The following is a 21,842-nucleotide window of genomic DNA, read 5'->3' on the forward strand; positions in this document are numbered from 1 at the left end:
AAGCGCACCGCTGATCGCTGACCGCTGACCGCTGACCGCTGACGAGGGCGCTCGGCGTCGGCAGGGCAGGCGGCCCGGCGCGGCGTCTGCTGCCGCCACTGCGATCACCGGTACAAGTGCCAGAACCGCCAGGTACCCTCGACCACATCGTCAACGCGGCCCGACGGGCTTCCGCTCCACTCCGGTGGAGTCTCGAAGGACATGCCCCCACCCGCACGAGTCTCTTCGTGCTGCCTGGGGGAAGTCCTTGCTGTTCCGCGCGTCCGCGAAAACGGTCGCCGTCATGGCACTCGACGGTTCGCTGTTCCTGCACCTGACTGAGCAGTTCGTCCACATGCATGGTTACGGGCCAGGAGCCTCGGAGCTGCGTTCCTGGGAGCGCAGCATCCCTCTTCTGACCGCCGCGCTCAACGATGTCGGCCTGGGCGACGTCGAGGTCATGCTGGAGTACGCGCTACCGCTGAACAGCAAGCGTGCCGACGTCGTCCTCGCCGGCTTGCACCCGGACACGCAGGAGCCGTCCTACGTTGTGGTGGAGCTGAAGCAGTGGAGCCAGGCGGCTCCGCACGAGGACGACCCCACGCTGTGCCATGTCGACGCCTATGCGCATCCCGTGCTCAACCCGATCGAGCAGGTGCGGCGGTACTGCGACTACCTGGTCAACTTCAATGGCGCGGTGGCCGAGCACCGTGAGCGGATCCATGGCGTGGCCTTCCTGCACAACGCCACCGAGTTCGGGGTGGCGGGGCTGCGGGAGATCGAGCGTGACGGACAGGAACGGCTTTTTACGGGGGAGCGACGCGGTGCGTTCCTGGACCACCTCCGGTCGAAGCTGAGCGACAAGCACCCCGGGGCTCTTGCGGCGGACGAACTGCTCGCGGGCGCTACCGCGCCGTCCAAGCAGTTGATGTCCGTGGCAGCGCAGGAAGTGCGGGAGCGACAGCAGTTCGTCCTCCTCGACGAGCAGCAGGTCGCTTACCGCATGGTGCTCAACGCGGTGGAGAGGGCGAAGCGCGCCGACCACAAGGAAGTCGTCATCGTCACCGGCGGCCCCGGTACCGGAAAGAGCGTGATCGCGCTCCAACTGCTGGGCGAGCTCTACCGGAGGGGCGTGGCGGCGGTCCACGCCACCGGCTCGCAGTCGTTCACCAAGACGATGCGCAAGGTGGCCGGCTCCCGGAAACGGGAAGTCCAGGACCTCTTCAAGTACTTCAACAGCTTCATGACCACGGAGAAGAACAGCCTGGGTGCCCTGATCTGTGACGAGGCGCACCGCATCCGGGAGACCTCCGCCAACCGCTACACCCGCGCGGCACTGCGGACCGGCAGGGCACAGATCGACGAACTCATCGACGTCGCCCACGTACCGGTCTTCTTCCTCGACGAGCACCAAGTGGTGCGTCCCGGCGAGATGGGCACCGTGGACGAAATCCGTGAGGCCGCGTCCAGACGGGGCATCGAATGCCATGTCGTCCCCCTGGACAGCCAGTTCCGCTGCGGAGGCAGCGACGCCTACCTGCGCTGGGTGGTCCGGCTCCTCGGCCTCGAGCCCGGCGGGCCGGTCGTGTGGGAGCCCGACGACCGCATGCAGTTGTTGGTCGCAGACAGTCCTGAGGAACTGGAGGCGTTCCTCGATGCCCGTCGCGCCGAGAAATACGGTGCCCGGATGTCTGCGGGCTACTGCTGGCGGTGGTCTCCTGAGCCCAAGCCTGGCGATCCACTGCCTCCCGACGTCGTCATCGGGGGCTGGGCCCGGCCTTGGAACCTGCGCGGGGACCGGTCGGTCTCCGGCGCTCCCCCCTCCGCACTGTGGGCCACCGACCCTGCGGGCTTCGGGCAGATCGGCTGCGTCTACACCGCCCAGGGGTTCGAGTACGACTGGTCCGGAGTCATCATCGGCCCGGACCTAATTTGGCGGGGCGACCGTTGGGTCACCGACCGGAGCGCCTCAAAGGACCCGGTCTTCAAAAAGTCCACACCGGGCACTGATGTGGACCGTCTCATTCGGAACACCTACAAGGTGCTGCTGACGCGGGGCATGGTCGGCACGATCGTGTACTCGACTGATCCGGAGACCCGAGAGAAGCTACGGGAACTGGTATCCGGCCGAACGAAGCCACGGCCTGCCGCGATCGAGGAGCCCCTTCTGCGGCGGTGAGCGTGCGATATCCGGCCATGATGGCGGTGCTTCCAGCCGAGCGTCTTGTCATATGCGTCGGGACGGGACGTCACCTCCCTAAGATCCAGACGTCATTGCGGCCCGACGGGCTTCCCCGCGTGGACATGCCCCCATCCGCACGAGTCACTCGTGCCCTGGGGGATCCACCTCGTGTCTATGCTCCTGCTGAAACTGGCAGCGCGGGACCTGCTGAACCTGAACTCAAGACGCCGTATGGTGCCCCACCTCGCCGCGAGGTGGAAGCACTTCCTCAGCACCGACGCTTCGTTGACCGAACGTTCCGCCTGGGCGGAGAGCCTAGTGCATCTCGCCGAGGATCTGGTTGCCGCCGACCGGGGGAACGTCGAGATGGTCGTAGAGTGCGCGGCCACACTCGACGAGGCCGACCGTGCCGGGGACCCGCGCCTCATTGACGTCGTCCTCGTGGGCCATCATCCCGAAGAGAACGGGTTGTCGGTCCAACTCGTCGAGCTGAAGCGGTGGTCGACGGTGACGCGGGTGGAGCGAGCCACCGCGGAGCTGGTGCATGTCCCCGGAATGGGGGAGAAGAAGCATCCCGCGCTGCAACTGCGCGAATATTACGAGGCGTTCACGAGTGTCAGAGGGCCGCTGCACGGACTGGACTTCGAGTGTGGCGGCTTCGCCTATCTGCACAACGCCACCGACGCCTCGGTGCTCCCGTTAGTCGGCGTGGACGCGCCGACCGGTTCCTACGCCCGTGTCTACACGAACGACCGCCGCGCCCAACTGCTGTCGGACCTGCGGAACAGCTTCGCCCCCGACGGTGCCGACTCGGCGGCCGAAATCCTGTTACGGAGCATGGGTCTGCGCAATACCCCGCTGCTGGACGCCATGATCCGCTCCAGCGGCGAGGACACCGTCTTCACCCTGCGCGGCCGTCAGAAGAAGGTCGCGGATCAGATCCTCGATACAGCCGCCAAGGTGCTTCCCGATCCCCGGCGGCCCGCGCTCCTCCCCGACGAGCGACGGGTGGTGTTCCTGATCACGGGCGGTGCAGGTACCGGCAAAAGCGCCATCGGCCTCCAGCTCAAGGCTGAACTGGAGGCCGATGGCCGCACGGTCAAGTACGCGAGCGGCAGCCGGGCGTTCAACGGAGCCCTCCAGGAGCATGTCGGTTACGGTGACAAGGAGTTCAAGGAGACCTTCACCTACTTCAGCAACTTCGTCACCCCGCCCGACCCGCCGCTGGACGTGCTGATCTGCGACGAGGCTCACCGCCTGCGCGACCGCTCCACCAACCGCTTCTGGAAACCCGAGGACTGGGGCACCAAGCCTCAGGTGGACGAACTCCTCGACGCCTCCCGGTTGACGGTGTTCTTCCTCGACGACGGGCAGTCCGTGCGACCGCAGGAGGTCGGCACCGCCGCTCTCGTGGAGGACGCGGCACGGCGCTACGGCGCCCAGCTGGTCCGTAGCTGTCTGCACGAACAGTTCCGGTGCGGCGGCAGCGACGCCTACATCCGCTGGGTGCGCGGCGCGCTGGGAGTGTCCGACGTGGAGCCGGAGTTGTGGACCCCGGACGGACTGATGCATGTCGAGGTCGTGGACAGCCCGGAGGAACTCGAGCGGATCATTCATTCCGAGGCGCGGGCGGGTGCGTCCGCGCGCATGGTCGCCGGTTACTGCTGGCCCTGGACGAAACCCCTGGGCAAGGAGAAGCGGCTCGAACCCGACGTCCGGATCGGCGACTGGCATCGGCCGTGGAACGCGGACAGCGAATCCTTCTGCGAGAACAAGACGGTCCCGCCTTCCAAGATCTGGTCCGTGCACGAGAACGGTCTCGGGCAGATCGGCTGTGTGTACACCGCGCAGGGCCTGGAGTGGGACTGGTGCGGCGTGATCATGGGCGAGGACATGGTGCGCCGGGGTGACCGCTGGGTGTTCCGCCGGGGCAAGGAGAGGGCGGACAAGGAGGCGGGCGTCAAGCGGGTTGCCGTTCCCGGGTCGTTCGATCCCAAGGTGAAGCCGAAGAGCGTGGACGACGACGAGTTCGCCCGGCTCGTCCGGCACGCGTACCACGTGCTGATGACCCGGGCGAGCCGGGCGACCGTGCTCTACTCCACGGACGAGGAAACCCGGGACTACCTGAAGGGGCTCGTCGGCGACGTCCAGATCCACGGTCTGCGACCCACCTGGGAGAACCTGCCGGAGCAGGCGCGACAGCCTCATCTGCCTCGTCCCGGCCGAGGAGGGCGCCGCCGTAGGAAGCGTCAGAAGAAGGACACTCCGCCAGGAGAGATGCGCCTTTTCTGAAACGGTGGACGAGTAGGTGGAGTGGCGGGCTCCCGGGCCCGCCACCTGCCGGTCAGAAGACCAGGCGTGCTACCACGGCGAGAACCGTCACCAGCAGATTGGTGATGACTCCCACGGTGACGTCGACCAGAATCTGACGAATCCGGTCACGACGCGCAAGCTTGTACTCAACGGGGTTCATCGGTTTCCACTCCTGAGCGTGAGCTGGGAATGGCAGGGATCGCCCTACCGGGCATCCGCAGTCACACCGCGTGTAGCACGCGGTGGAGACCATTCGTCGCTCATCGCCGAGGACCGGCACCTGGAGCACCGCCGACGTACCCTCCGGGAAGGTGCGCAGCGGGTAACCACGTTAGTGCATGGGCCAGTTGACGCAGATCGATTTCGGACGCCGCGGTGTCCCCGTCCACGCGCCAGACGCGTTGGCATCGGAGGATGGCCGGCGGCCGGGACGCGGCCGTCGCGTACGGCGTGGGCGCCGAGTTCAGCCGTGATGAGGGTGAGCGTCTCGTTGACCGGGGTCGTGTAGGGGTGTGGCCCCAGTCGTTCAGGCGGTGCGAGACGAGTCGGCGGGCGAGGCGGTCACCGCGTGGGGTTGAGGTGAAGCGCATGGTGAACTCGCGTTCGGGTGCGGGGCTCTGTGGCGTGTGCCGAGGGTCCTGCGCATGTCCGTCTCCGTGGCACCGTCAGCCGCCCTCGCGCCGTGCTCGCCGGGTGCCGCGCCGGCGCTGGCTGCCTCGGCGATCAACGTCTGCCCAGAGACCGTTGGTTCGCGACGGTGTCGCCTTCCCGGGCGCGATCGACATCCTGATGGACCCAGCCCACACGCCTCCGTCACGCACACAGTGAGGCCTCAACTGGGCTGCCACAGTCCGGCCCTTGGAACGCGGAGTTACTGTAGGTTCCTGCTATGAAACAGGGCAAAGGGATCGAGAATCCCGAGTCGCGCTTCTCCGCGGTGCTGGTGGGCGCAGCGAAGCTTCCGGGTGTGCGTATCAACAGGGGGGCGTACCTCCGAAGTGCGCTGGCTCGCCACTGCTCCGAGGACGACATTCGCAGAGCGATAGAAGAGACCCCCGCTGCGGCCGGCATCACTGTCGAGGTTCTCGACAAAGTGGCCAACGACTCCATCCGCTACGAAACCGGCAAGGTCAGTGCTCTCTCCGCCGCTGCCGGGATCCCCGGCATCATCGCCCTTCCCGCCACTGTGCCCGCCGACATGGCCCAGTACTTCGGCCACATGCTGCGTATCGCGCAGAAACTCGCCTACCTCTACAGCTGGCCCGATCTGTTCTCCGACGAGGGCGACGACGTCGATGACGCGACCATGGGGGTGCTCACGCTGTTCTTCGGCGTGATGTTCGGCACCCAGTCGGCGAACACCGCTGTCGGGAAGGTCGCGGGGATGATGTCCGAGCAGGTCGCCAAGAAGCTGCCCCAGAAGGCACTCACCCAGGGTGTCATCTACCCGATAGTGAAAAAGGTCGCGGCTTATCTCGGCGTCGAGATGACAAAGCAGTCCTTCGCGAAGACCGTCTCGAAGGCCATCCCTCTCGTGGGGGCCGTTGTCTCTGGCGGGCTCACTTTTGCGACCTTCCTTCCGATGGCCAAGAGGCTCAAGAAGCACCTCTCCAGCCTGCCGCTGGCGGAACCGTCGCACCGAGTGATGGAGGGGGAAGTCGTGGACGGTGAAGTCGTCGAGGACCACGGGCCTTTCGCCGCAGCGCACGCTGAACAGCACGGCGCAGACGCCTCTGCCGTCAAGCTGGAGGAACCCCAATCCTGAGAGGCGAGCGCCTCGACTGAACGCCGAAGGGGTGGCCGAGGCGGCGGGCGCTTCCGTCATCGTCGGTGGCAGTGGCAGTGGCAGTGGCAGTGGCAGTGGCGGCTGTGGCGGTCGTGGTGGTGGCGCGGTGATCTGTCGGCATGAGGACTCGCTCGTCATCCCGCCTTACTGATCACCGCGAACCCCGAGAACCCGTCGGAGCACCCGACACTTGGGGCGGCTCCAGGGTGACGATCTCCCGGTCGAAGAAATCGTGGAATCTCTCGCCACGCCCATAAAGCGCATCGAATCCGGCGTTCGTCTCCCGGATCAGTGAGCGGTCGGTGTAGCGGTTGGCTCCGGCCGCGTTTCCGTCCTCGTCGTAAACGACCTCGTACATGGCTACATCGCCGAGAATAACTACTTCAGGAACCGGGCGAGTCCGCTCCATACTCGAAATATTGCGAGCGTCGAGAACCCTGATTTCATCGCCGAGGTCCACGCGTACGCGTAGAGCGAACAACTCCCATTGCACATACGGCGTGATCGGGAATTCCACGACGCGAAGGCGGCGGTGCGTGACGCCCAGGCGTGACGCTTGGCGTAGTTCCTCGGCGTAGTCCTCGCGCCTCTCCTCGGCCAGGGACAGAGCCCTGTCCCAGTCGCCGTCGGCGAAGGCCTCCCAGCTCGGGAAGCCGCGCTCCTTGAAGTGCTGGCCGCGCTCAAGCTTGTTGAGGAAGCCGATCCCGCTGCTGTAGACCCGGCCCAAGTCCGCGTGGTACCTGGGGCGGTCCAGGCGTTCGGAGGCGCCACCGGGGAAGGAATCAAACATTGGGGATGTCCGGTTTCGCCGCGATGAGCATGTTCCTGGGGATGACCACGAGGCGTTCGTCCGAGCCGATCGAGACCCCGTCGGGCAGGTTCTTGGCGAGTGACTGGGTGAGGTCACGGCCGATGATGGCGATGTCCCCGTTGGCGAGTTCCCAGATGTCGGGGCAGTCAGCAGTTCCGGTTGTATTTCCGAGTTCTTGGGGGGTCTTTCCCAAACGCTGTTTGAAAGTCGTGTCCGGATCCGCTTCCCAAGGCCTGACCATTATCGTTGCCCCCTCGATCGGTCGGGTGGCTTCACTGTAGCGTGCAACTGGCTTGCCTGGCCATGTGTTAGACCCGGTCCACCAGGGTAATGGCGAAGAATGGTTCCTCCTTGTCTCATGTTGCTCCGGGTGGAATGATGTTGATTGGAAAGAAAATCATGCCAACGCCTGGAAGGCACGTTTTTTCTGCTGAGCTGTCGGCAAATCGGGTGAATGGAGGGGTGGCTGTGGACCCGGAAGTGGCCTCGCTCGCACAGAGCGCGGGAACCACCTTGGTCACGTTGATGGCAGCAGATGCCTGGCAGCACACGCGTGACGGGTTCACGCAGCTCTGGCGTCGGATGCAACCCGAACGGGCCGAGACCGTAGCCGCTGAGTTGGAGGCGGGCCGCGAGGATGTGCTGGCTGCCATGGCGGCGCACGACCAGGAGACTCTGGACGAACTGCGCCTGCAATGGCAAGGGTTCGTACGGCGTCTGATCATCGCCCGGCCCGTTGCCGCCGAAGAACTGCGCCGGCTGCTGGACGAACTCGATCCCGGCGGCTCGGTGGCCCGACAGGTCAGCCAGCACGCCACTGCTTCCGGCCAGGCCCGGGTCTACCAAGCGGGACGAGACCAGCACATCGCAGAGCGATGACGGGTGGGATGGACGGTCACGCCGAGGACCGTGGACGGGTTTTCCAGACATCCGGCGACCAGCACATCAACGAGCACCATCACTACGGCGGTGACGGCCCCGAGCCCAGTGGCCCGGACTCGGTGCGCCGACCGGCCGTGGGGCGGCCTCCTGTCGTACTGCGTGACCGCAGCGAGGTGATGGAACGCCTGCGGGCGAGCGTCGAGGCGGGGCGCGGCGGCGAGGTCTACGTGCTGTATGGCATGGGCGGTTCGGGCAAGACGGCGGTAGCGTGCACCCTCTTCCAGGAGGTCGCGGGCGAACAGGGCCGGGTAGCGCTGTGGGTCAACGTCGCCGACCGCGGGAGCCTGCGCGGCGGCATGCTGGCCGTGGCAGCCGACCGAGGGGCGGGCGACGGCGAACTGCTGGCTGCCCGCAACGGCCTCCGTCCCGCGGCGGATCTGGTGTGGCAGCATCTCGACCGCTCCGCCGAGCCCTGGCTGCTGGTCCTCGACAACGCCGATGAGCCGGAGATCCTGCGGGACGGCAGTTGGCTCCGTACCAGCCCGCGCGGCATCGTCGTGGTGACCACACGCCGAGCGGCGGCTCGCTGGTGGCCGGGAGCCGAGCTCCAGCACATCGGCGTACTGCCACGGGAGGACGCTGCGCTCGTGCTGCGCGACCTTGCCCCGCACAGCGGTACTACGGAGCAGGCGGCGCGGATCGCGGACCGGCTCGGGAGGCTGCCGCTCGCCCTCACCCTGGCAGGAGGCTTCCTCTCCCACCAGGTGCTCGATCCCTGGACGATGGATGCCTACGGACATCATCTCGACGGAGACGAACGGGTTCAGTTGATCGACCGCGGAGCCGAGGCGCTGTCCGAAGCGGACCCTCGGCATCTGGTCGGCCTGACCTGGCAGCTGACCCTCGACACGTTCGAGGCGCGCGGGCTGCCCGAAGCGGCGGCCCTGCTCAGACTGCTGGCCCGGTTCGCGGCCGAACCGCTGCCGCTGGCACTGCTCAACCACGAGGACATCGGCAGTGTCCTTCCCCGGGCCCGTACCGAGACAGCTCTGAGGGCCCTGCTCGACCAGTCACTGTCCGAGCTGGTCGACGTCGTCGGCATGCGCTGCGTGCAGAGCCATGGCGTCCTGCTCGACAGCGTCTCCGCGGCGACCCCCGCCGAACTGATGCCCACTCTCGACGCGGCGGCCGTCCGACTGCTCGACGCGGCCGTACCCGGCGTACCCGACGCCGGGCCACACGAGCCGCGACTGCGCCTGCTGGTACCTCATGCGCTGGCCTTGCTGCGGCGTATCGGCGAGCCGTCGGCCGTTGCCGACGCCCTGGCCGTGGCGACGCGGCTGTCGGTCGCTCTGCACCGGACCGGGGACTACCTCTCGGCCTGGGAAACCTCCCGAACCGCCGCGGACCTCGCGCAGCGACTGCTCGGCGCGGACGACCGTATGGTCCTGGCCGCCCGTTCGAGGGCCGGGCGGGCGCTGTTCCGGCTGGGCAGGTTCGCGGAGGCCGAGTCGTTGCTCCGCGGTGTCCGTACCACTCAGGAGGGCCTGTTCGGGGCCGAGGACCCCGACACCCTGGACACTTCCTACGGCCTTCAGCTCGTGCTGGCGAACCTAGGGAGACGAGACGAGTCGGTCGCGTTGCTCAGTGCCACTGTTGCCGGCCGGCGCTCGGCGCTCGGACCCGCGCATCCGCTGACCCTGCGCGCCCGTGCCAGCCTGCTGGAGATGCTGCCCGCAACCGAGGTGGTCACCGAGGAAGACGGTGCACTGCTTTCGTTGCCTTCGGAGTGCGACCGGCTTCTGGGCTCCGATCACACGGTGACCCTGGGCGCAGGACACAACCACGCGTGGGCGCTGTACCTCCTGGGCCGGTTCGAGGAGGCCGACAGCGAGATCCGGCTGATCACCGAAGCGTATGTGCGGCGCTTCGGGCCGGAGTACCCGATCGTGCTCGCTGCCCGGCAACTGTTCTCCCGGACCCGGGCCGCGCTCGGCCAAGTGGACGAGGCGATCGAGCTGATGACCGACGTCGTCGCACGACGGGAACGCGGCCTGGGCCCCGAGCACCCCTTCACGGCCGCGGGTCGGCAGCTCCTGGACACCTACCGGTCGAGCCGATGACGTGACGGCGTGTGCCACAGCGGCGAGGGGTGGCCTCAGTAGTGGTAGCGGGCCTTGAGGATCTTGACTTCCTTCTCGCATGCCTGGCGGGACAGCGTGAAACCGACGCCCCTGACACCGTCCACCCGGGTGGCCCGTTGATCACGCGTGTCGGCTCCGACGTCCGGTGGTGGACCTGGGCCGGTTAGCGTGCCAACGCCACCCTGGCAGCCGCCCTCCAGTCAGTCACCGACCCTCTGCAACGACCCTGGTCTGGCCCAGGTACAGCGTCACACCTCCCGCCCAGCCGCAGTCCTTCGTCGTGTTCAAGACCTACCGAGTGTCAACAACGCTCAACGCTCATGAGCAATGCACTTACCGTGCCGCCGACTTGGGCTCCCCTTTCTCTGCCGATGGCGCGTGGCCGGTCGTGCCGCCGAAGTACATCTGGGCGAGGTCCGGGTCGGAGAGGATGGCCTCTGCGGGGCGCTGCGTGACCACCCGGCCGCTCTCCATCACCACGCCGTCGGTGGCCATCCGCATGCCGAAGCGCACGTTCTGTTCGACGATGAGGATCGTCTTGCCGAGGTCGCGCAGGACCATCACCGAGGTGTACAGCGCTTGCAGCGCCTTGGGGTCCAGGCCGACGGAGGGCTCGTCGAGCAGCAGGAGGGTGGGGTCCAGCATCAGGGACCGGGCGAACTCCACCATGCGGCGCTGGCCGCCGGAGAGATTGCCCGCGCTGTCGTCGGCCCGCGTCGCGACCAGGGGGAAGAGTTCGGCGACCTGGTCGTACCGCTTGCGGACCAGCTTGCGGTCCCGGCGGATGATGTACGCGCCGAGCAGCACGTTCTCCCGGACGGTGAGGTTGGGGAACAGGGCGCCTGTCTGGGGCACCTGGGAGATCCCGCGGTGCAGGATCTCCGCCGGCGAGCACTGGTCGATGCGCTGCCCGGCCAGCTTGATCTCTCCCAGGCGCGGTGTGAGCAGGCCGCTGACCGCCTTGAGCACGGTGGACTTGCCGGCGCCGTTCGGCCCCACGATGCACGCGAGAGCACCCTTGTCGACGTCGATGTCGACGCCTTGGAGGACGTCGCCCCCGCCGTAGCCGGCGACCAGGCCGCGGATCTCCAACATCACTGCACCGCCTCCTGCTCCAGTTGGAAGTCGTCGCCCAGATAGGCGTCGATGACATGGGGATCGGTCTTGATGTCCTCGGGGGTGCCGGAGGCCATGACCGATCCGCGGGCGAGCACATGGATCGGGTCGCACAGATCGAGGAGGAAGGGCATGTTGTGCTCGACGATCAGGAACGTCTTGCCGTACGAGTTGAGCTCGCGAATCATCTCGCCCATCCGCTCGATGAGGACCGGGTTGATGCCGCCGGCCGGTTCGTCGAGCAGGATGATCTTGGGGTCGAGCATGAGGATCTGTGCGAGCTCGACGAGCTTGCGCTGACCGTACGAGAGAGCCTGCGCCTTCTGGTCGCGGAACGCCCGCATGCCGACGAACTCCAGCAGCTCGTCCGCGGCCGCCGCCTCCGGGCCGCTGACCGCGATCCGGCCGAGCTGTCGCCAGGAGAAACTCCGCTGCGCGGCGACGACGTTCTCCAGGACGGTCATCTCACCGAACAGCCGGGTGATCTGGAAGGTACGGCCGAGGCCGAGGTGGGCCCGTTCCCAGGAGGGGAGGGTGTCGATCCGCCGGCCGGCCAGCGTGATCACGCCCGCGTCCGGCGCGATGGTGTTGTCGATCAGGTTGAACACGGTGGTCTTTCCGGAGCCGTTGGGTCCGATCAGACCGGTGATGGACCCCTCGGGCACGGTGAACGAGCAGCCGTCGACCGCCTTCAACCCGCCGAAGCTCTTGCGCAGACCGGAGACTTCGAGCAGGGCGGGGGCCGGGGTGGCCCCGTGGTCGGGGGGCGGGACGCGTTCCGCGTAGGAGGTCAGCGAGGCGAGGGAGCCGCCGGTGCCGATCCGGGCTCCCACCAGGCCGGCCTTGCCGGTGGTGCGGCGCCGGTACAGGAACGACTCCACCGCGGGGAGCACGCCGTGGGGGAGGAGGATCACGACGGCCATCAGCAGTCCGCCGAAGAGGAAGAGCCGGGTGTTGCCCCCGCCGAGGCTGTTGTTCGCGTACTCGTTGAGCGGTTCGATGGCGAACGCGCCGATCACCGGACCCCACAGGGTGGCCTTGCCGCCGATGAGGAGCGACAGGACGATCTGCACGCTGATCAGGATGCTGAACATGCCCCGCGGGTCGATGAAGGTGAGGTAGTAGCCGTACACCGCGCCTGCCATGCCGACGAAGACACTGCTGGCCACGAACGCCAGGATCTTGTGGGTGGGCAGCGCGACCCCGATGGTGGCCGCCTTGGTCTCGTCCTCACGGATGGCGACGAGACCCATGCCGAACTTCGTCCGCCTGATCCACCACGTCATCAGCAGTTGCAGGGCGAGTACGGCCACCAGGGCGTAGTAGAAGGGCCAGTTGATGATGTCGCGGTCCCACGACGGCAGCGGGAGTGTCAGTCCGGCGGTGCCGTTGGTGAGGCCCACCCAGTTGATGGCGATGACCTGGGTGAGGAAGAGGAACGCCACGGTGATGATGACGAAGGAGGGTCCGCGCGAGCGCAGTGAGACCAGTCCGAGGAGGACGGCCACCAGCGCGGTGACGACACCTGCCGCCGGGACCCAGAACCAGGGCGAGACGCCGTCGAAGCGGGTCGCCAGCACCCCGATGGTGTAGCCGCCGAGGCCGATGAAGGCACCCTGGCCGAGCGAGACATAGCCGGCAAGACCGGTGATGATGTTGAGCCCGCCGGCCCCGACCGCGAAGACCAGCGACAGGATGATCATGTTCTGGTAGTAGGTGTCCTGGGAGACCAGCGGATATCCCAGGAGGGCCACGGCCCCGATCGCGGCGATGATCCGCCCGATCCACAAGGGCTGGGTGAGGGTACGGAGATTCGTGTTCACGCTGCCACCGCATCCTCACGCAGTCGGGAGCCGAGGAGGCCCTGGGGCCGGAAGAGCAGGACGGCGAAGACGATGATGTAGGGGACGGCCGTCGCCCAGGACGGCGAGACGTAGGCGGAGGTGAGGGTCTCTGCCACGCCGAACATCAGGGCTCCGAGGACGGCACCGCCCATGCTTCCCATGCCGCCGAGCACGACGATCGCCAGCAGCCGGGCGATCCACTGGTAGTGCGCTCCGGGTACGAAGGGGTACATGACTCCGACGATGGCACCGCCCGCGCCGGCCGCCGCGATCCCGAGGGCGAAGACGAGCGCGCCGACCGAGGCGACCTTGATGCCCACGAGCTGCGCGCCCGAGGGGTTGACCGCCGCGGCCCGGATGGAGCGGCCGAGCCAGGTCTTGGTGAGCACCAGCCACAGGGACACCAGTACCAGGACGGCGACGGCCCCGCCGTAGACCTGGGACTTGGGGAGGAAGAGACTGCCGACGAGGAAGGACTGGTCGGCGTAGGCGGGGCGGATGGTGGTGGAGTCGTTGCCCCAGATGGTTCCCATGGCCGCTTCGAGCACCAGGGCCAGCCCGAAGGTGAGCAGCACCGTGGAGGCCATCGGCGCGTTGCGCAGCGGCGAGACCACCGAGCGGTAGGTGAGCCAGCCCAGGGCGAAGACGACCGGTGTGGTGATGAGGATCGAGAGCAGCGGGTCGATGCCCAGGCCGTTCCACAGTGCGTAGGTGATGTACGCGGAGAGGATCAGGAAGGCGCCGTGCGCGATGTTGATCACGCGCATCACGCCGAAGATCAGCGTCAGTCCCGCGGCGGCCAGGGCGTACACCCCACTGAGGAGCAGCCCCAGGATCAGGTTCTGGAGGAGCTCGGTCATCCCGTGCCTCCCGGCTTCCAGCCCTGGACGATCTGCGGGGTCGTCGCCACGTCCTCGGGCAGCACGACCTGCACCTTGCCGTCCTGCCACTGGCCGATCAGGAACGAGCCGGTGGGGCTGCCGTCCTCGTTCCAGCCGAGTTTGCCGAGGATCGTCTCTACGTCGTTCCCACGCAGCCAGTCCGCCATCTTGTCCTGGTCGGAGGTGTTGCCGACCGCTTCCACGGCCGCCTGGAGCGTCTGGGCGGCCGCGTAGGCATCGGCCGCGTCCTCGGGCGGGTCCTCCTTGAACATCGAGCGGTACTTGGCCACGAACTCCGCGTTGCCGGGCGTCTTGGCCTGGACGGCGTGGCTGATGGCGAACATCACGCCCTCGGTGTTCTCCTCGCCGACCCCCTTGGAGTACTGCGTGCCCAGCGAGGGGGCGCTCGTCTGGTAGAGCCACTTCGGCTTGAAGTCGGCCTTGGCCATCGAGCGGACCAGGCCGACGCCGTCCTCGAACTGCGCTCCGTTGACGACCAGGTCCGGCGCGGCCGACTTCATCGCACCGGCGATCGAGTCGAAGTTCTTGGTGTCGATCGCGTACGTCTGGCGGTACACCGTCTTGATCCCGGCCTTCTCCAGGATCTTTCTGACGCCCTCGGCGTTCGGCGCCGCGAACGGGTCGTCGAGCTCCGGGTAGGCGGCGGTCTTCGGCCGCTGGTCCGCCGGGAGGCCCGCGATCCAGTTGGCGAAGGTCGCGCCCTGCTTGTCGGCCGTGGCCTGCTGGCTGAAGAACAGGTACTTGAAGCCCCGGCTGAACATCTCGGGGGAGCCGCCCGCCGGCTCGACGTAGAGCATCTGGTTGCGCTCCGCGACCGCGGACGCGGGCAGGTTCAGCAGCGAGGAGAAGGTGCCGAGCAGGAGGTCGACCCGGTCCTGGCTGATGAGAGCGTTATAGTCGGCGACGATCGAGTTCTGGTTGGACGCGTCGTCCTTGATCACGAGTTCGACGTCCTGTCCCAGCAGGCCGCCGTCCTTGTTGATCATTTCCTGCCAGACCTGGTATCCCCGCTTCGCTGCCTGGCCCGGCTGCGAGAACTCGCCGGTCAGCGGGAGGGAGGCGCCGATCTTGATCGGGCCGCTCGTGTCGTCTCCGGCGGTGCCACCGCAGGCGGCGGTTCCCAGAAGCAGGGAACCCGCAGCAGCCATGACCATGAGCCGACGACGTTGTGGGCTTGTTGGCATTGTTCCTCCTTGCCGACCGCAATCGATTGCGGTTGCGCGCAGTCTCATGAGAAAGGCTCGTCACGTCAAGGACTCGGTCGAAAATGTCCCCAGGTTGGTCTTTACCGACCTGTGACGAGATCTTGAATTGGTTGATCCGTGGGCCTCGTTGCAAACGACTGCACCGAGGATGGGTCAGGCGAGGATCCGTACGGGGTCCTCCACCACTGCGACGAACGAGCGCATCCACTCGGCTGCCAGCGCGCCGTCCACCGCCCGGTGGTCCACCGACAAAGTCACCCGCATCACGCTCCGCACCGCCGGCCGGCCCTTCACCACCACCGGCTCCTCACGCGCCGCGCCGACGGCGAGGATCGCCGACTGGGGCGGGTTGATGATCGCGGCGAACTCCTCGGTGCCGTACATACCGAGGTTGGTCACCGTCAGTGCCCCTCCTTCCAGTTCTTCCTGACGCAGCCGGCCCGCCCGGGCCCGTTCGACGAAGTCCCGTACGCCCGCTGCGACAGCGGAGACGGTCATCGCGTCGACCCCGCGCAACACCGGCGTCACCAGGCCTCGTTCGGTGGCGATGGCGACCGACACGTCGACCGGGGTGAACTGCCGCAGTGCGTCGGGCAGCCACACCACGTTCATCGCGGGGACCAGGGTGTGAGCGCGCGCCGCCGCCTTGACCACCAGGTCGTTGACCGAGATCCGTACCTCGCCCGAGGCATTCAGCCTGCGGCGCAGCGCCAGCAACTTGTCGGCCCGGATCGTGGCGCGCAGATAGAAGTGCGGCACGTCCCGTTTGCTCTGCGTGAGACGGGTGGCGATGGCCGCCCGCATCCGCGAGTGGGGTACGTCCGTGTACGCGGACGGCGCCGGGGCGCTGCCTTGGTACCGCGCCGGGGCCGGGGTGGTGGCCCCTGGAACGTCCACCGGGGTGTCGTCCTGCCGTGCCGGCAAGGCGCTCCTGGCGGCCACGGCCGCGTCCACATCGCGTCGCGTGATCCGCCCGTGCGGCCCGGTCCCGGTGATCTCGTCGAGCGGCAGATCCGCCTCCCGGGCGACCCGGCGCGCCAGCGGGCTGGAGAAGATCCGCCCACCGTTTTCCCGAGCGACGGCGGCGGGGCTCGCCTCGGATGCTGCGTAGGCCGGCGCGGGGCCCTTTGGCGCATGGCCCGGGGAGCCGCCGTCCGGCGCGGCATCCCGGGAACCGTCCGCCGGAAGGGCGGGGTCCCTTGTCGCATGGCCCGGGGAGCCGTGGGAGCCGTTCGCCGGAACGGCGGGGCCGGTCGGCGCATGGCCCGGGGGGTCGCCGTCCGGCGCGGCACCCCGGGAGCCGTTCTCCGGAACCGCTCGGCGCTCCGGCACCGTCGGGGCCGTGGTGGCCGTCACCCCCAGCTCGGCCAGGACCGCGTCGATGTCCGCGACCTCCTCACCGGGGCTGCCCAGCAGGGCGATCGGCGCGCCGACGTCGACCTGCGCTCCCGCCGGGACCAGGAGGCGCAGGACGACTCCGGGGGCTTCGGCCTCGACCTCGACGACGGCCTTGTCCGTCTCGACCGCGGCGATCGGGTCGGCGGCCTCGAAGCGGGCCTCGTCCGCGACGAACCACTCGTGCAGAACCGCCTCGGTCACATTCGCAGCCACTTCGGGCATGCGCAGCACGTTCGCCATCTCAGAACCTCGTCATCTCGCGCAGCTTGGCGGCGACTTCGTCGCTCTGGGCGATCGCGGCCCGCTCCAGCACCTTGCTGATGCTGGGAGAGGCCTCCCCGCCCGTGACGCGCTCCACGGGGTGGTCCAGCCAGTCGAAGAGCCGCCGCTGGATCTCGTCGGCGAGCCAACCGCCGTACGACGTGCCGGGGGGTCCCTGTTCGGCGATGAGGACCCGGCCGGTCTTCCGCACGCTCGCCCCGATGGTGTCCCAGTCGATGCTCGCCCGGTCCAGCCAGCGCAGGTCGATCACCTCGGCGTCGACGGAACCGAGCTGTTCCACGGCGTCGAGCACATATCCGACCATCGCCAGGTACGAGATCACCGTGACCTCAGAACCCTGGCGCCGCACCGCGGCCTTACCAACGGGAAGGCAGTAGTCCAGATCGTCCACAGGGCCGGGGCCCGTGGCTCCGTAGAGGTCGACGTGTTCGAGGACCACCACCGGATCGTTGCAGCGCAGCGCGCTGTTCATCAGTCCGACGTAGTCGAACGGGGTGGTCGGGGCGACGATGCGCCAGCCGGGCGCGGTGGCGAACACCCCGGCCGGGTCCATCGAGTGCTGCGAACCGTACCCGGTGCCCATGGCGACCTTGCTGCGCAGGACGAACGGGACGTCGCCACCGCCGCCGAACATGTGACGCGCCTTGCCGATCTGGTTGAACAGCTGGTCCGCGGCCACCCACATGAAGTCGGCGTACATGAACTCCACGATGGGCTTGAACCGGCCGTCCAGCGCGATCCCGCCGCCCAGGCCGGTGAACGCGTTCTCGCTGATCGGGGTCCCCAGGATCCGGTCGGGGAAGCGCTCCTTCAGCCCGCGAGTGGCGCCGTTGGTGCCGCCGTTGAGGCGGTGCACATCCTCGCCCATGACGACCACGGACTCGTCGGTCTCCATCCGCCGGCCCAGAACGGCCGCGACGGCGTCGACGAGCCGCTGCTCGGCCACCTCGCCGGAGAAGGAATCCAGGTCCGCGAAGCGTGCGTCGCTGAACTCGCTGAGATCCCCGCGGATCCCGACGTCCGCGAACGCCGGGTCCGGCCACTCCGCGGGCTTGATCCTGCGCTGCCCGGGCTTGCCGTCGGGGAGCGGCTCCAGCAGCGTGTCGCCGGTCTCGGCCATGCACTGTGCGGCGCGGGTGGACACCGCGGCGATCTCCTCCGGCGTCATGATGCCGCGCCGGGTCAGATGGGCGGAGACCTGCTCGATGGGGTCGCGGGCGCGCCAGTGCCGTTCCTCCTCCTTGGAGCGGTATCCGAAGGAGGAGCCGGGGAAGCCGCCGTTCTGGTGGAAGTAGCGGTAGGTGTCCACCTCGATCATCGTGGGGCCGTGTCCCGCCCGCATATGGGCGACCGCCTCCCGCATGGCGAGGTGGACGGCGAGGGGGTCCATCCCGTCGACCTTCCAGCTCGGGATGGCGAATCCGAGCCCGCGGGCCGAGAGCCTCGGTTCGCCCGTCGCCTCGAAGACGTTGGTGGAAACCGCGTAGAGATTGTTCTCGATGAAGAAGCAGACGGGCAGCTTCCAGGCGGAGGCGAGGTTGAACGTCTCCAGCGTGGACCCGATGTTGACGGCGCCGTCCCCGAAGTAGGTGACGGCCACGTCCTCGGTGCCCGCCTGGCGGGCGGCCCAGGCGTATCCGGCGGCCATCGGGACGCCGCCGCCGACGATGGCGTTGGTCCCCACCGCACCCGCCTCGTGCCACTGAAGATGCATCGAGCCGCCGCGCCCGTGGCTCCAGCCCCGGTCCAGACCGCAGATCTCCGCCAGCGTACGGAGGAGAACCTCGCGTACCTCCGGGGAGAGATCGGCGGTGGGGTCCAGGCCCTTGGGTGCGACGTGGTGAAGGGCTTTGGCGAGGAACTGATGGTGGCCGCGGTGGGATCCGTTGACCGCATCGGCGGAGGTGAGCGCGAGGACCGATCCGACCGCGCCTCCTTCCTGCCCGATGCTCGAGTGCGCCGGCCCGTGGACCAGCCCGGCGCCGGCCAGTTCGAGGACGTACTCCTCGAAGGACCGGATCAGCACGAGCTGGCCGAGCATCGTCCGCAGCAGTTCGGGGGATGCCGCGTCCCAGTCCTTCTCGGTGGCGAGAACCTCGACCCACGGGGATGCGGCCTTGAGCTTGCGGTGCTCCGTCATGGCAGCCTCCTCAATCGTTTGCAGTGGCAGACTGCCACAGGATTGGATCCACTATCTAGAGATGTGCAGGGCTCAGATCATGATTTTCCTGGCATCATGCACGCCATACAAAGAAGCTGAATTGAGAAAGGATCCAATATGGCCATTCCGGGACTGAAGCGGCTGGACCACATCGGGTTCACGGTGCCCGATCTGGAGGAGGCCACCCGCTTCCTCGTCGATGTCCTCGGGTGCGAGTTCCTGTACTCCCTCGGGCCGTTCCGTGGGGACGACGACTGGATGCGCGACCACCTCAACGTCCACCCACGGGCGGAGGTTCGGGAGAACCGCTTCTTCCGCTGCGGTGACCAGGCGGTCTTCGAGGTGTTCGACTACGCCGCTCCCGATCGGCGGGACGTCCCGCCGAAGAACAGCGACGTCGGCGGCCATCACGTCGCCCTGTACGTGGACGATCTCGACGAGGCCGTCGCCTATCTGCGCGACCGCGGGGTCCAGGTCCTCGCCGGTCCGACATCGAGCAGGGGCCCCGCCGAGGGGAACCGCTGGATCTACTTCCTCGCCCCCTGGGGAATGCAGTTCGAGCTCGTCTCCTATCCCCATGGCAAGGCCTTCGACCGCCTCCGGCAACAGGGGCCGGCCACCGCATGACCACCAGCACGCCGGACGGCGGGCCGTCCCCCTTGCGCGCGGCCGCCGCGAGCCAGCGGGTGGCGGCCCACCTGCGGGATGCCATCCTCAGCGGCGCCATCGCCCCGGGGACACGGATCCGCCAGGAGGAGGTGGCCGAACGCCTGGGGGCGAGCCGGCTCCCCGTACGGGAGGCCCTGCGCATCCTGGAGGCGGAGGGCCTGACCGAACACGAGGCCAACCGGGGCGCCAGGGTGCCCCGGCTGACCCAGCACGAGGTCGACGTCGTCTACCGGATGCGCGAACGGCTCGAACCGCTCGCGCTCGCCCAGAGCATCCCGGCCCTGGACCGCGCCGCCGTCGAGGGCCTGGCGGAGATCCAACGGAGCATCGAGGCCACCACCGACATCGGCGACTTCCTCGCCCTGGACCGGGAGTTCCACCTGAGGTCGTACGCGGGGTGCGGCGTCCAGCAGCTCACCGCGACGGTCACCAGACTCTGGAACTCCACCCAGCACTACCGTCGGGCGTACGTGTCGCTCAGCGGCCCGGGCCGGATGTGGGTGATCAACTCGGAGCACCGGCTCATCCTCGACGCGGTGGAGCGGGGCGACGCCGTAGACGCGGAGCGGTTTCTGAGCGGCCACATCCGCCGGACCCGGATCGAACTCGGCAGACACCCCGAGATCTTCGAGTAGATCCCGTAGATCCCGTAGATCCCGCGGTGAGACAGCCCGGCGGCCCGGGGCCCGCGGAGCGGCGGTACTCACCACTCGACCGCGATGTACTTCGACTCCATGTAGTCCAGGACGCCCTCGTGGCCGCCCTCGCGGCCGATCCCGCTCTGCTTGGTGCCGCCGAAAGGCGCGGCGGGATCGCTGACGATCCCCCGGTTCAGGCCGACCATGCCGGAGTCGAGCGCCTCGCCGATCCGCAGACCGCGCGCGAGATCGCCGGTGTACACGTAGGAGACCAGCCCGTACTCGGTGTCGTTGGCCAGCCGGACCGCCTCGTCCTCCTCGTCGAACGTGACGAGGGGGGCGACCGGGCCGAAGATCTCCTCGCGGAGGATCGGTGCGTCGGGCGGGACGTCCAGCAGGACGGTCGGCTCGTAGTAGAAGCCCTCGCGGTCGGGGCGCCGGCCACCGACCACCGCCCGGGCCCCGGATTCCACCGCCGAACGGACCAGGGAGTCCACCTTCGTCACGGTGTCCTCGTTGACCAGCGGTCCGACCTCGGTCTGCGGGTCGATGCCGGGCCCGATCCGTACCGCGCTCATCCGCTCCGCCAGCCGTCGGCCGAACTCCTCGGCGACGGAGGCCTCGACGTAGAAGCGGTTGGCCGCGGTGCACGCCTCGCCGCCGTTGCGCATCTTCGCCACCATCGCGCCGTCGACCGCGGCGTCGAGGTCGGCGTCGGCGAAGACCAGGAAGGGCGCGTTGCCGCCCAGCTCCATCGAACAGTTCACCACCTGGTCGGCGGCCTCCTTGAGAAGAACCCGCCCGACCTCCGTGCTGCCGGTGAAGGACAGCTTGCGCACCCGGGGGTCATGGAGCATGGCGGACACCACCGCGGACGAACGGCGCGAGGGCAGTACGTTGACCACTCCCGCCGGCACTCCGGCCTCCTCGAGGATCGCGGCCATCGCCAGCGCCGTCAGCGGGGTGTCGCTGGCCGGCTTGAGCACGACCGTGCACCCGGCGGCAAGCGCCGGGCCGATCTTGCGGGTGGCCATCGCGGCCGGGAAGTTCCACGGCGTGACCAGCACCGCGATCCCGACGGGCTGCTGGACGACCAGGATCCTGTTCGTCCCCGAGGGCGCGGTCAGCATCGTCCCGTAGGTCCGGACCGCCTCCTCGGCATACCAGCGGAAGAACTCCGCCGCGTAGGCGACCTCGCCCCGCGCGTCGGGGAGTGCCTTGCCGTTCTCGAGCGTCACCAGCCGGGCGAGTTCCTCGGCCCGTGCCGTCATCAACTCCCAGCAGCGCCGCAGGATCTCGGCGCGCTCCCGGGGTGCGGTCGCGGCCCAGCCGGCCGCGGCCCGCTCGGCGGCGTCGACAGCCGCGATGGCATCGGCGACCGTGCCGTCCGCCACTGTGGCGAAGGTCCGGCCCGTCGACGGATCGCGGACGTCGAAGCGGCCGCCTTCCGAAGCCGCGGTCCACTTGCCGCCGATGTACAGATCGGTGGGCACCGCAGGGTCCGGGGTGTAGTCGTCCATGGTCGAGCAC

General features: G+C 68.2%; 17 protein-coding genes and 1 pseudogene. 7 read left to right on the forward strand and 11 right to left on the reverse strand.

Translation table 11 applies throughout. From position 1 onward, the window contains the following. Positions 1–247: 247 nt before the first annotated feature. Together ACFYPC_RS09690 and ACFYPC_RS09695 are read left to right on the forward strand one after the other, a co-directional pair. Complete coding sequence (locus ACFYPC_RS09690) at positions 248–2,158, forward strand: DNA/RNA helicase domain-containing protein (protein ID WP_388673133.1); 1,911 nt, start codon at positions 248–250, stop codon at positions 2,156–2,158. A gap of 177 nt (positions 2,159–2,335) precedes the next feature. Beyond that, the gene (locus ACFYPC_RS09695; RefSeq protein WP_388673412.1) at positions 2,336–4,453 is read left to right on the forward strand and encodes a DNA/RNA helicase domain-containing protein; all 2,118 of its coding nucleotides are present in this window, start codon (positions 2,336–2,338) and stop codon (positions 4,451–4,453) included. Positions 4,454–4,505: 52 nt separating this feature from the next. On the opposite strand, the gene ACFYPC_RS09700 is transcribed toward ACFYPC_RS09695, so the two are convergent. Together ACFYPC_RS09700 and ACFYPC_RS09705 are read right to left on the reverse strand one after the other, a co-directional pair. Then, positions 4,506–4,634 carry a DUF6408 family protein gene (locus ACFYPC_RS09700; protein WP_388673135.1) on the reverse strand — a complete coding sequence of 43 codons (129 nt, stop codon included), beginning with the start codon at positions 4,632–4,634 and terminating at the stop codon, positions 4,506–4,508. A 266-nt stretch (positions 4,635–4,900) separates the two neighbouring features. Continuing rightward, positions 4,901–5,064: pseudogene (locus ACFYPC_RS09705) on the reverse strand (ATP-binding protein); the annotation flags it as partial. 299 nt (positions 5,065–5,363) lie between these two features. On the opposite strand from ACFYPC_RS09705, the gene ACFYPC_RS09710 reads away from it, so the two are divergent. Next, complete coding sequence (locus ACFYPC_RS09710; RefSeq protein ID WP_388673137.1) at positions 5,364–6,239, forward strand: hypothetical protein; 876 nt, start codon at positions 5,364–5,366, stop codon at positions 6,237–6,239. A 172-nt stretch (positions 6,240–6,411) separates the two neighbouring features. On the opposite strand, the gene ACFYPC_RS09715 is transcribed toward ACFYPC_RS09710, so the two are convergent. Together ACFYPC_RS09715 and ACFYPC_RS09720 are read right to left on the reverse strand one after the other, a co-directional pair. Continuing rightward, positions 6,412–7,050 carry a DUF6879 family protein gene (locus tag ACFYPC_RS09715; protein WP_388673139.1) on the reverse strand — a complete coding sequence of 213 codons (639 nt, stop codon included), beginning with the start codon at positions 7,048–7,050 and terminating at the stop codon, positions 6,412–6,414. Next, entirely contained in the window at positions 7,043–7,312 is a 270-nt protein-coding gene (locus ACFYPC_RS09720) for a hypothetical protein (RefSeq protein WP_388673141.1), read from the reverse strand. Before ACFYPC_RS09720 ends, ACFYPC_RS09715 begins: the two co-directional genes overlap by 8 nt. 227 nt (positions 7,313–7,539) lie before the next feature. On the opposite strand from ACFYPC_RS09720, the gene ACFYPC_RS09725 reads away from it, so the two are divergent. Both ACFYPC_RS09725 and ACFYPC_RS09730 read left to right on the forward strand, forming a co-directional pair. Further along, positions 7,540–7,950 carry a hypothetical protein gene (locus ACFYPC_RS09725; RefSeq protein ID WP_388673143.1) on the forward strand — a complete coding sequence of 137 codons (411 nt, stop codon included), beginning with the start codon at positions 7,540–7,542 and terminating at the stop codon, positions 7,948–7,950. Beyond that, positions 7,947–10,076 (forward strand): tetratricopeptide repeat protein, encoded by a 2,130-nt coding sequence (locus tag ACFYPC_RS09730; protein WP_388673145.1) that lies wholly within the window; start codon positions 7,947–7,949, stop codon positions 10,074–10,076. Before ACFYPC_RS09725 ends, ACFYPC_RS09730 begins: the two co-directional genes overlap by 4 nt. Positions 10,077–10,430: 354 nt before the next feature. Here the strand turns inward: ACFYPC_RS09730 and ACFYPC_RS09735 are convergent, their stop codons facing one another. The 6 genes from ACFYPC_RS09735 to ACFYPC_RS09760 form a co-directional block, all read right to left on the reverse strand. Next, on the reverse strand, positions 10,431–11,192 hold the full coding sequence (locus ACFYPC_RS09735; RefSeq protein WP_388673147.1) for an ABC transporter ATP-binding protein: 762 nt from the start codon (positions 11,190–11,192) through the stop codon (positions 10,431–10,433). Then, the gene (locus tag ACFYPC_RS09740; protein WP_388673149.1) at positions 11,192–13,036 is read right to left on the reverse strand and encodes an ATP-binding cassette domain-containing protein; all 1,845 of its coding nucleotides are present in this window, start codon (positions 13,034–13,036) and stop codon (positions 11,192–11,194) included. Before ACFYPC_RS09740 ends, ACFYPC_RS09735 begins: the two co-directional genes overlap by 1 nt. Continuing rightward, the gene (locus ACFYPC_RS09745) at positions 13,033–13,917 is read right to left on the reverse strand and encodes a branched-chain amino acid ABC transporter permease (RefSeq protein WP_388673151.1); all 885 of its coding nucleotides are present in this window, start codon (positions 13,915–13,917) and stop codon (positions 13,033–13,035) included. The genes ACFYPC_RS09740 and ACFYPC_RS09745 overlap by 4 nt, the downstream gene beginning before the upstream one ends. Next, complete coding sequence (locus ACFYPC_RS09750) at positions 13,914–15,107, reverse strand: amino acid ABC transporter substrate-binding protein (RefSeq protein WP_388673153.1); 1,194 nt, start codon at positions 15,105–15,107, stop codon at positions 13,914–13,916. The genes ACFYPC_RS09745 and ACFYPC_RS09750 overlap by 4 nt, the downstream gene beginning before the upstream one ends. 210 nt (positions 15,108–15,317) lie before the next feature. Then, entirely contained in the window at positions 15,318–16,784 is a 1,467-nt protein-coding gene (locus ACFYPC_RS09755; RefSeq protein WP_388673155.1) for a 2-oxo acid dehydrogenase subunit E2, read from the reverse strand. A gap of 19 nt (positions 16,785–16,803) precedes the next feature. Then, positions 16,804–18,984 (reverse strand): thiamine pyrophosphate-dependent enzyme, encoded by a 2,181-nt coding sequence (locus ACFYPC_RS09760; protein ID WP_388673157.1) that lies wholly within the window; start codon positions 18,982–18,984, stop codon positions 16,804–16,806. 138 nt (positions 18,985–19,122) lie between these two features. Here ACFYPC_RS09760 and ACFYPC_RS09765 point away from each other — a divergent pair, with 138 nt between their 5' ends. After that, positions 19,123–19,632, forward strand: coding sequence for a VOC family protein (locus ACFYPC_RS09765; RefSeq protein WP_388673159.1), 510 nt, complete (start codon positions 19,123–19,125; stop codon positions 19,630–19,632). Next, positions 19,629–20,309 carry a GntR family transcriptional regulator gene (locus ACFYPC_RS09770; protein ID WP_388673161.1) on the forward strand — a complete coding sequence of 227 codons (681 nt, stop codon included), beginning with the start codon at positions 19,629–19,631 and terminating at the stop codon, positions 20,307–20,309. The genes ACFYPC_RS09765 and ACFYPC_RS09770 overlap by 4 nt, the downstream gene beginning before the upstream one ends. 68 nt (positions 20,310–20,377) lie before the next feature. Here ACFYPC_RS09770 and ACFYPC_RS09775 read toward each other — a convergent pair whose 3' ends face one another. Then, positions 20,378–21,832, reverse strand: coding sequence for an NAD-dependent succinate-semialdehyde dehydrogenase (locus ACFYPC_RS09775; protein ID WP_388673163.1), 1,455 nt, complete (start codon positions 21,830–21,832; stop codon positions 20,378–20,380). Positions 21,833–21,842: the final 10 nt, after the last annotated feature.

The organism is Streptomyces sp. NPDC005808, assembly GCF_042871385.1.
Lineage (GTDB): Bacteria > Actinomycetota > Actinomycetes > Streptomycetales > Streptomycetaceae > Streptomyces.

Coding starts and splice junctions, on each gene's coding strand:
- ACFYPC_RS09755 (WP_388673155.1), bottom strand. CDS start 16,784: ATGCCCGAAGTGGCTGCGAATGTGACCGAGGCGGTTCTGCACGAGTGG.
- ACFYPC_RS09750 (WP_388673153.1), bottom strand. CDS start 15,107: ATGGCTGCTGCGGGTTCCCTGCTTCTGGGAACCGCCGCCTGCGGTGGC.
- ACFYPC_RS09745 (WP_388673151.1), bottom strand. CDS start 13,917: ATGACCGAGCTCCTCCAGAACCTGATCCTGGGGCTGCTCCTCAGTGGG.
- ACFYPC_RS09770 (WP_388673161.1), top strand. CDS start 19,629: ATGACCACCAGCACGCCGGACGGCGGGCCGTCCCCCTTGCGCGCGGCC.
- ACFYPC_RS09695 (WP_388673412.1), top strand. CDS start 2,336: ATGCTCCTGCTGAAACTGGCAGCGCGGGACCTGCTGAACCTGAACTCA.
- ACFYPC_RS09700 (WP_388673135.1), bottom strand. CDS start 4,634: ATGAACCCCGTTGAGTACAAGCTTGCGCGTCGTGACCGGATTCGTCAG.
- ACFYPC_RS09775 (WP_388673163.1), bottom strand. CDS start 21,832: ATGGACGACTACACCCCGGACCCTGCGGTGCCCACCGATCTGTACATC.
- ACFYPC_RS09715 (WP_388673139.1), bottom strand. CDS start 7,050: ATGTTTGATTCCTTCCCCGGTGGCGCCTCCGAACGCCTGGACCGCCCC.
- ACFYPC_RS09720 (WP_388673141.1), bottom strand. CDS start 7,312: ATGGTCAGGCCTTGGGAAGCGGATCCGGACACGACTTTCAAACAGCGT.
- ACFYPC_RS09760 (WP_388673157.1), bottom strand. CDS start 18,984: ATGACGGAGCACCGCAAGCTCAAGGCCGCATCCCCGTGGGTCGAGGTT.
- ACFYPC_RS09730 (WP_388673145.1), top strand. CDS start 7,947: ATGACGGGTGGGATGGACGGTCACGCCGAGGACCGTGGACGGGTTTTC.
- ACFYPC_RS09735 (WP_388673147.1), bottom strand. CDS start 11,192: ATGTTGGAGATCCGCGGCCTGGTCGCCGGCTACGGCGGGGGCGACGTC.
- ACFYPC_RS09710 (WP_388673137.1), top strand. CDS start 5,364: ATGAAACAGGGCAAAGGGATCGAGAATCCCGAGTCGCGCTTCTCCGCG.
- ACFYPC_RS09765 (WP_388673159.1), top strand. CDS start 19,123: ATGGCCATTCCGGGACTGAAGCGGCTGGACCACATCGGGTTCACGGTG.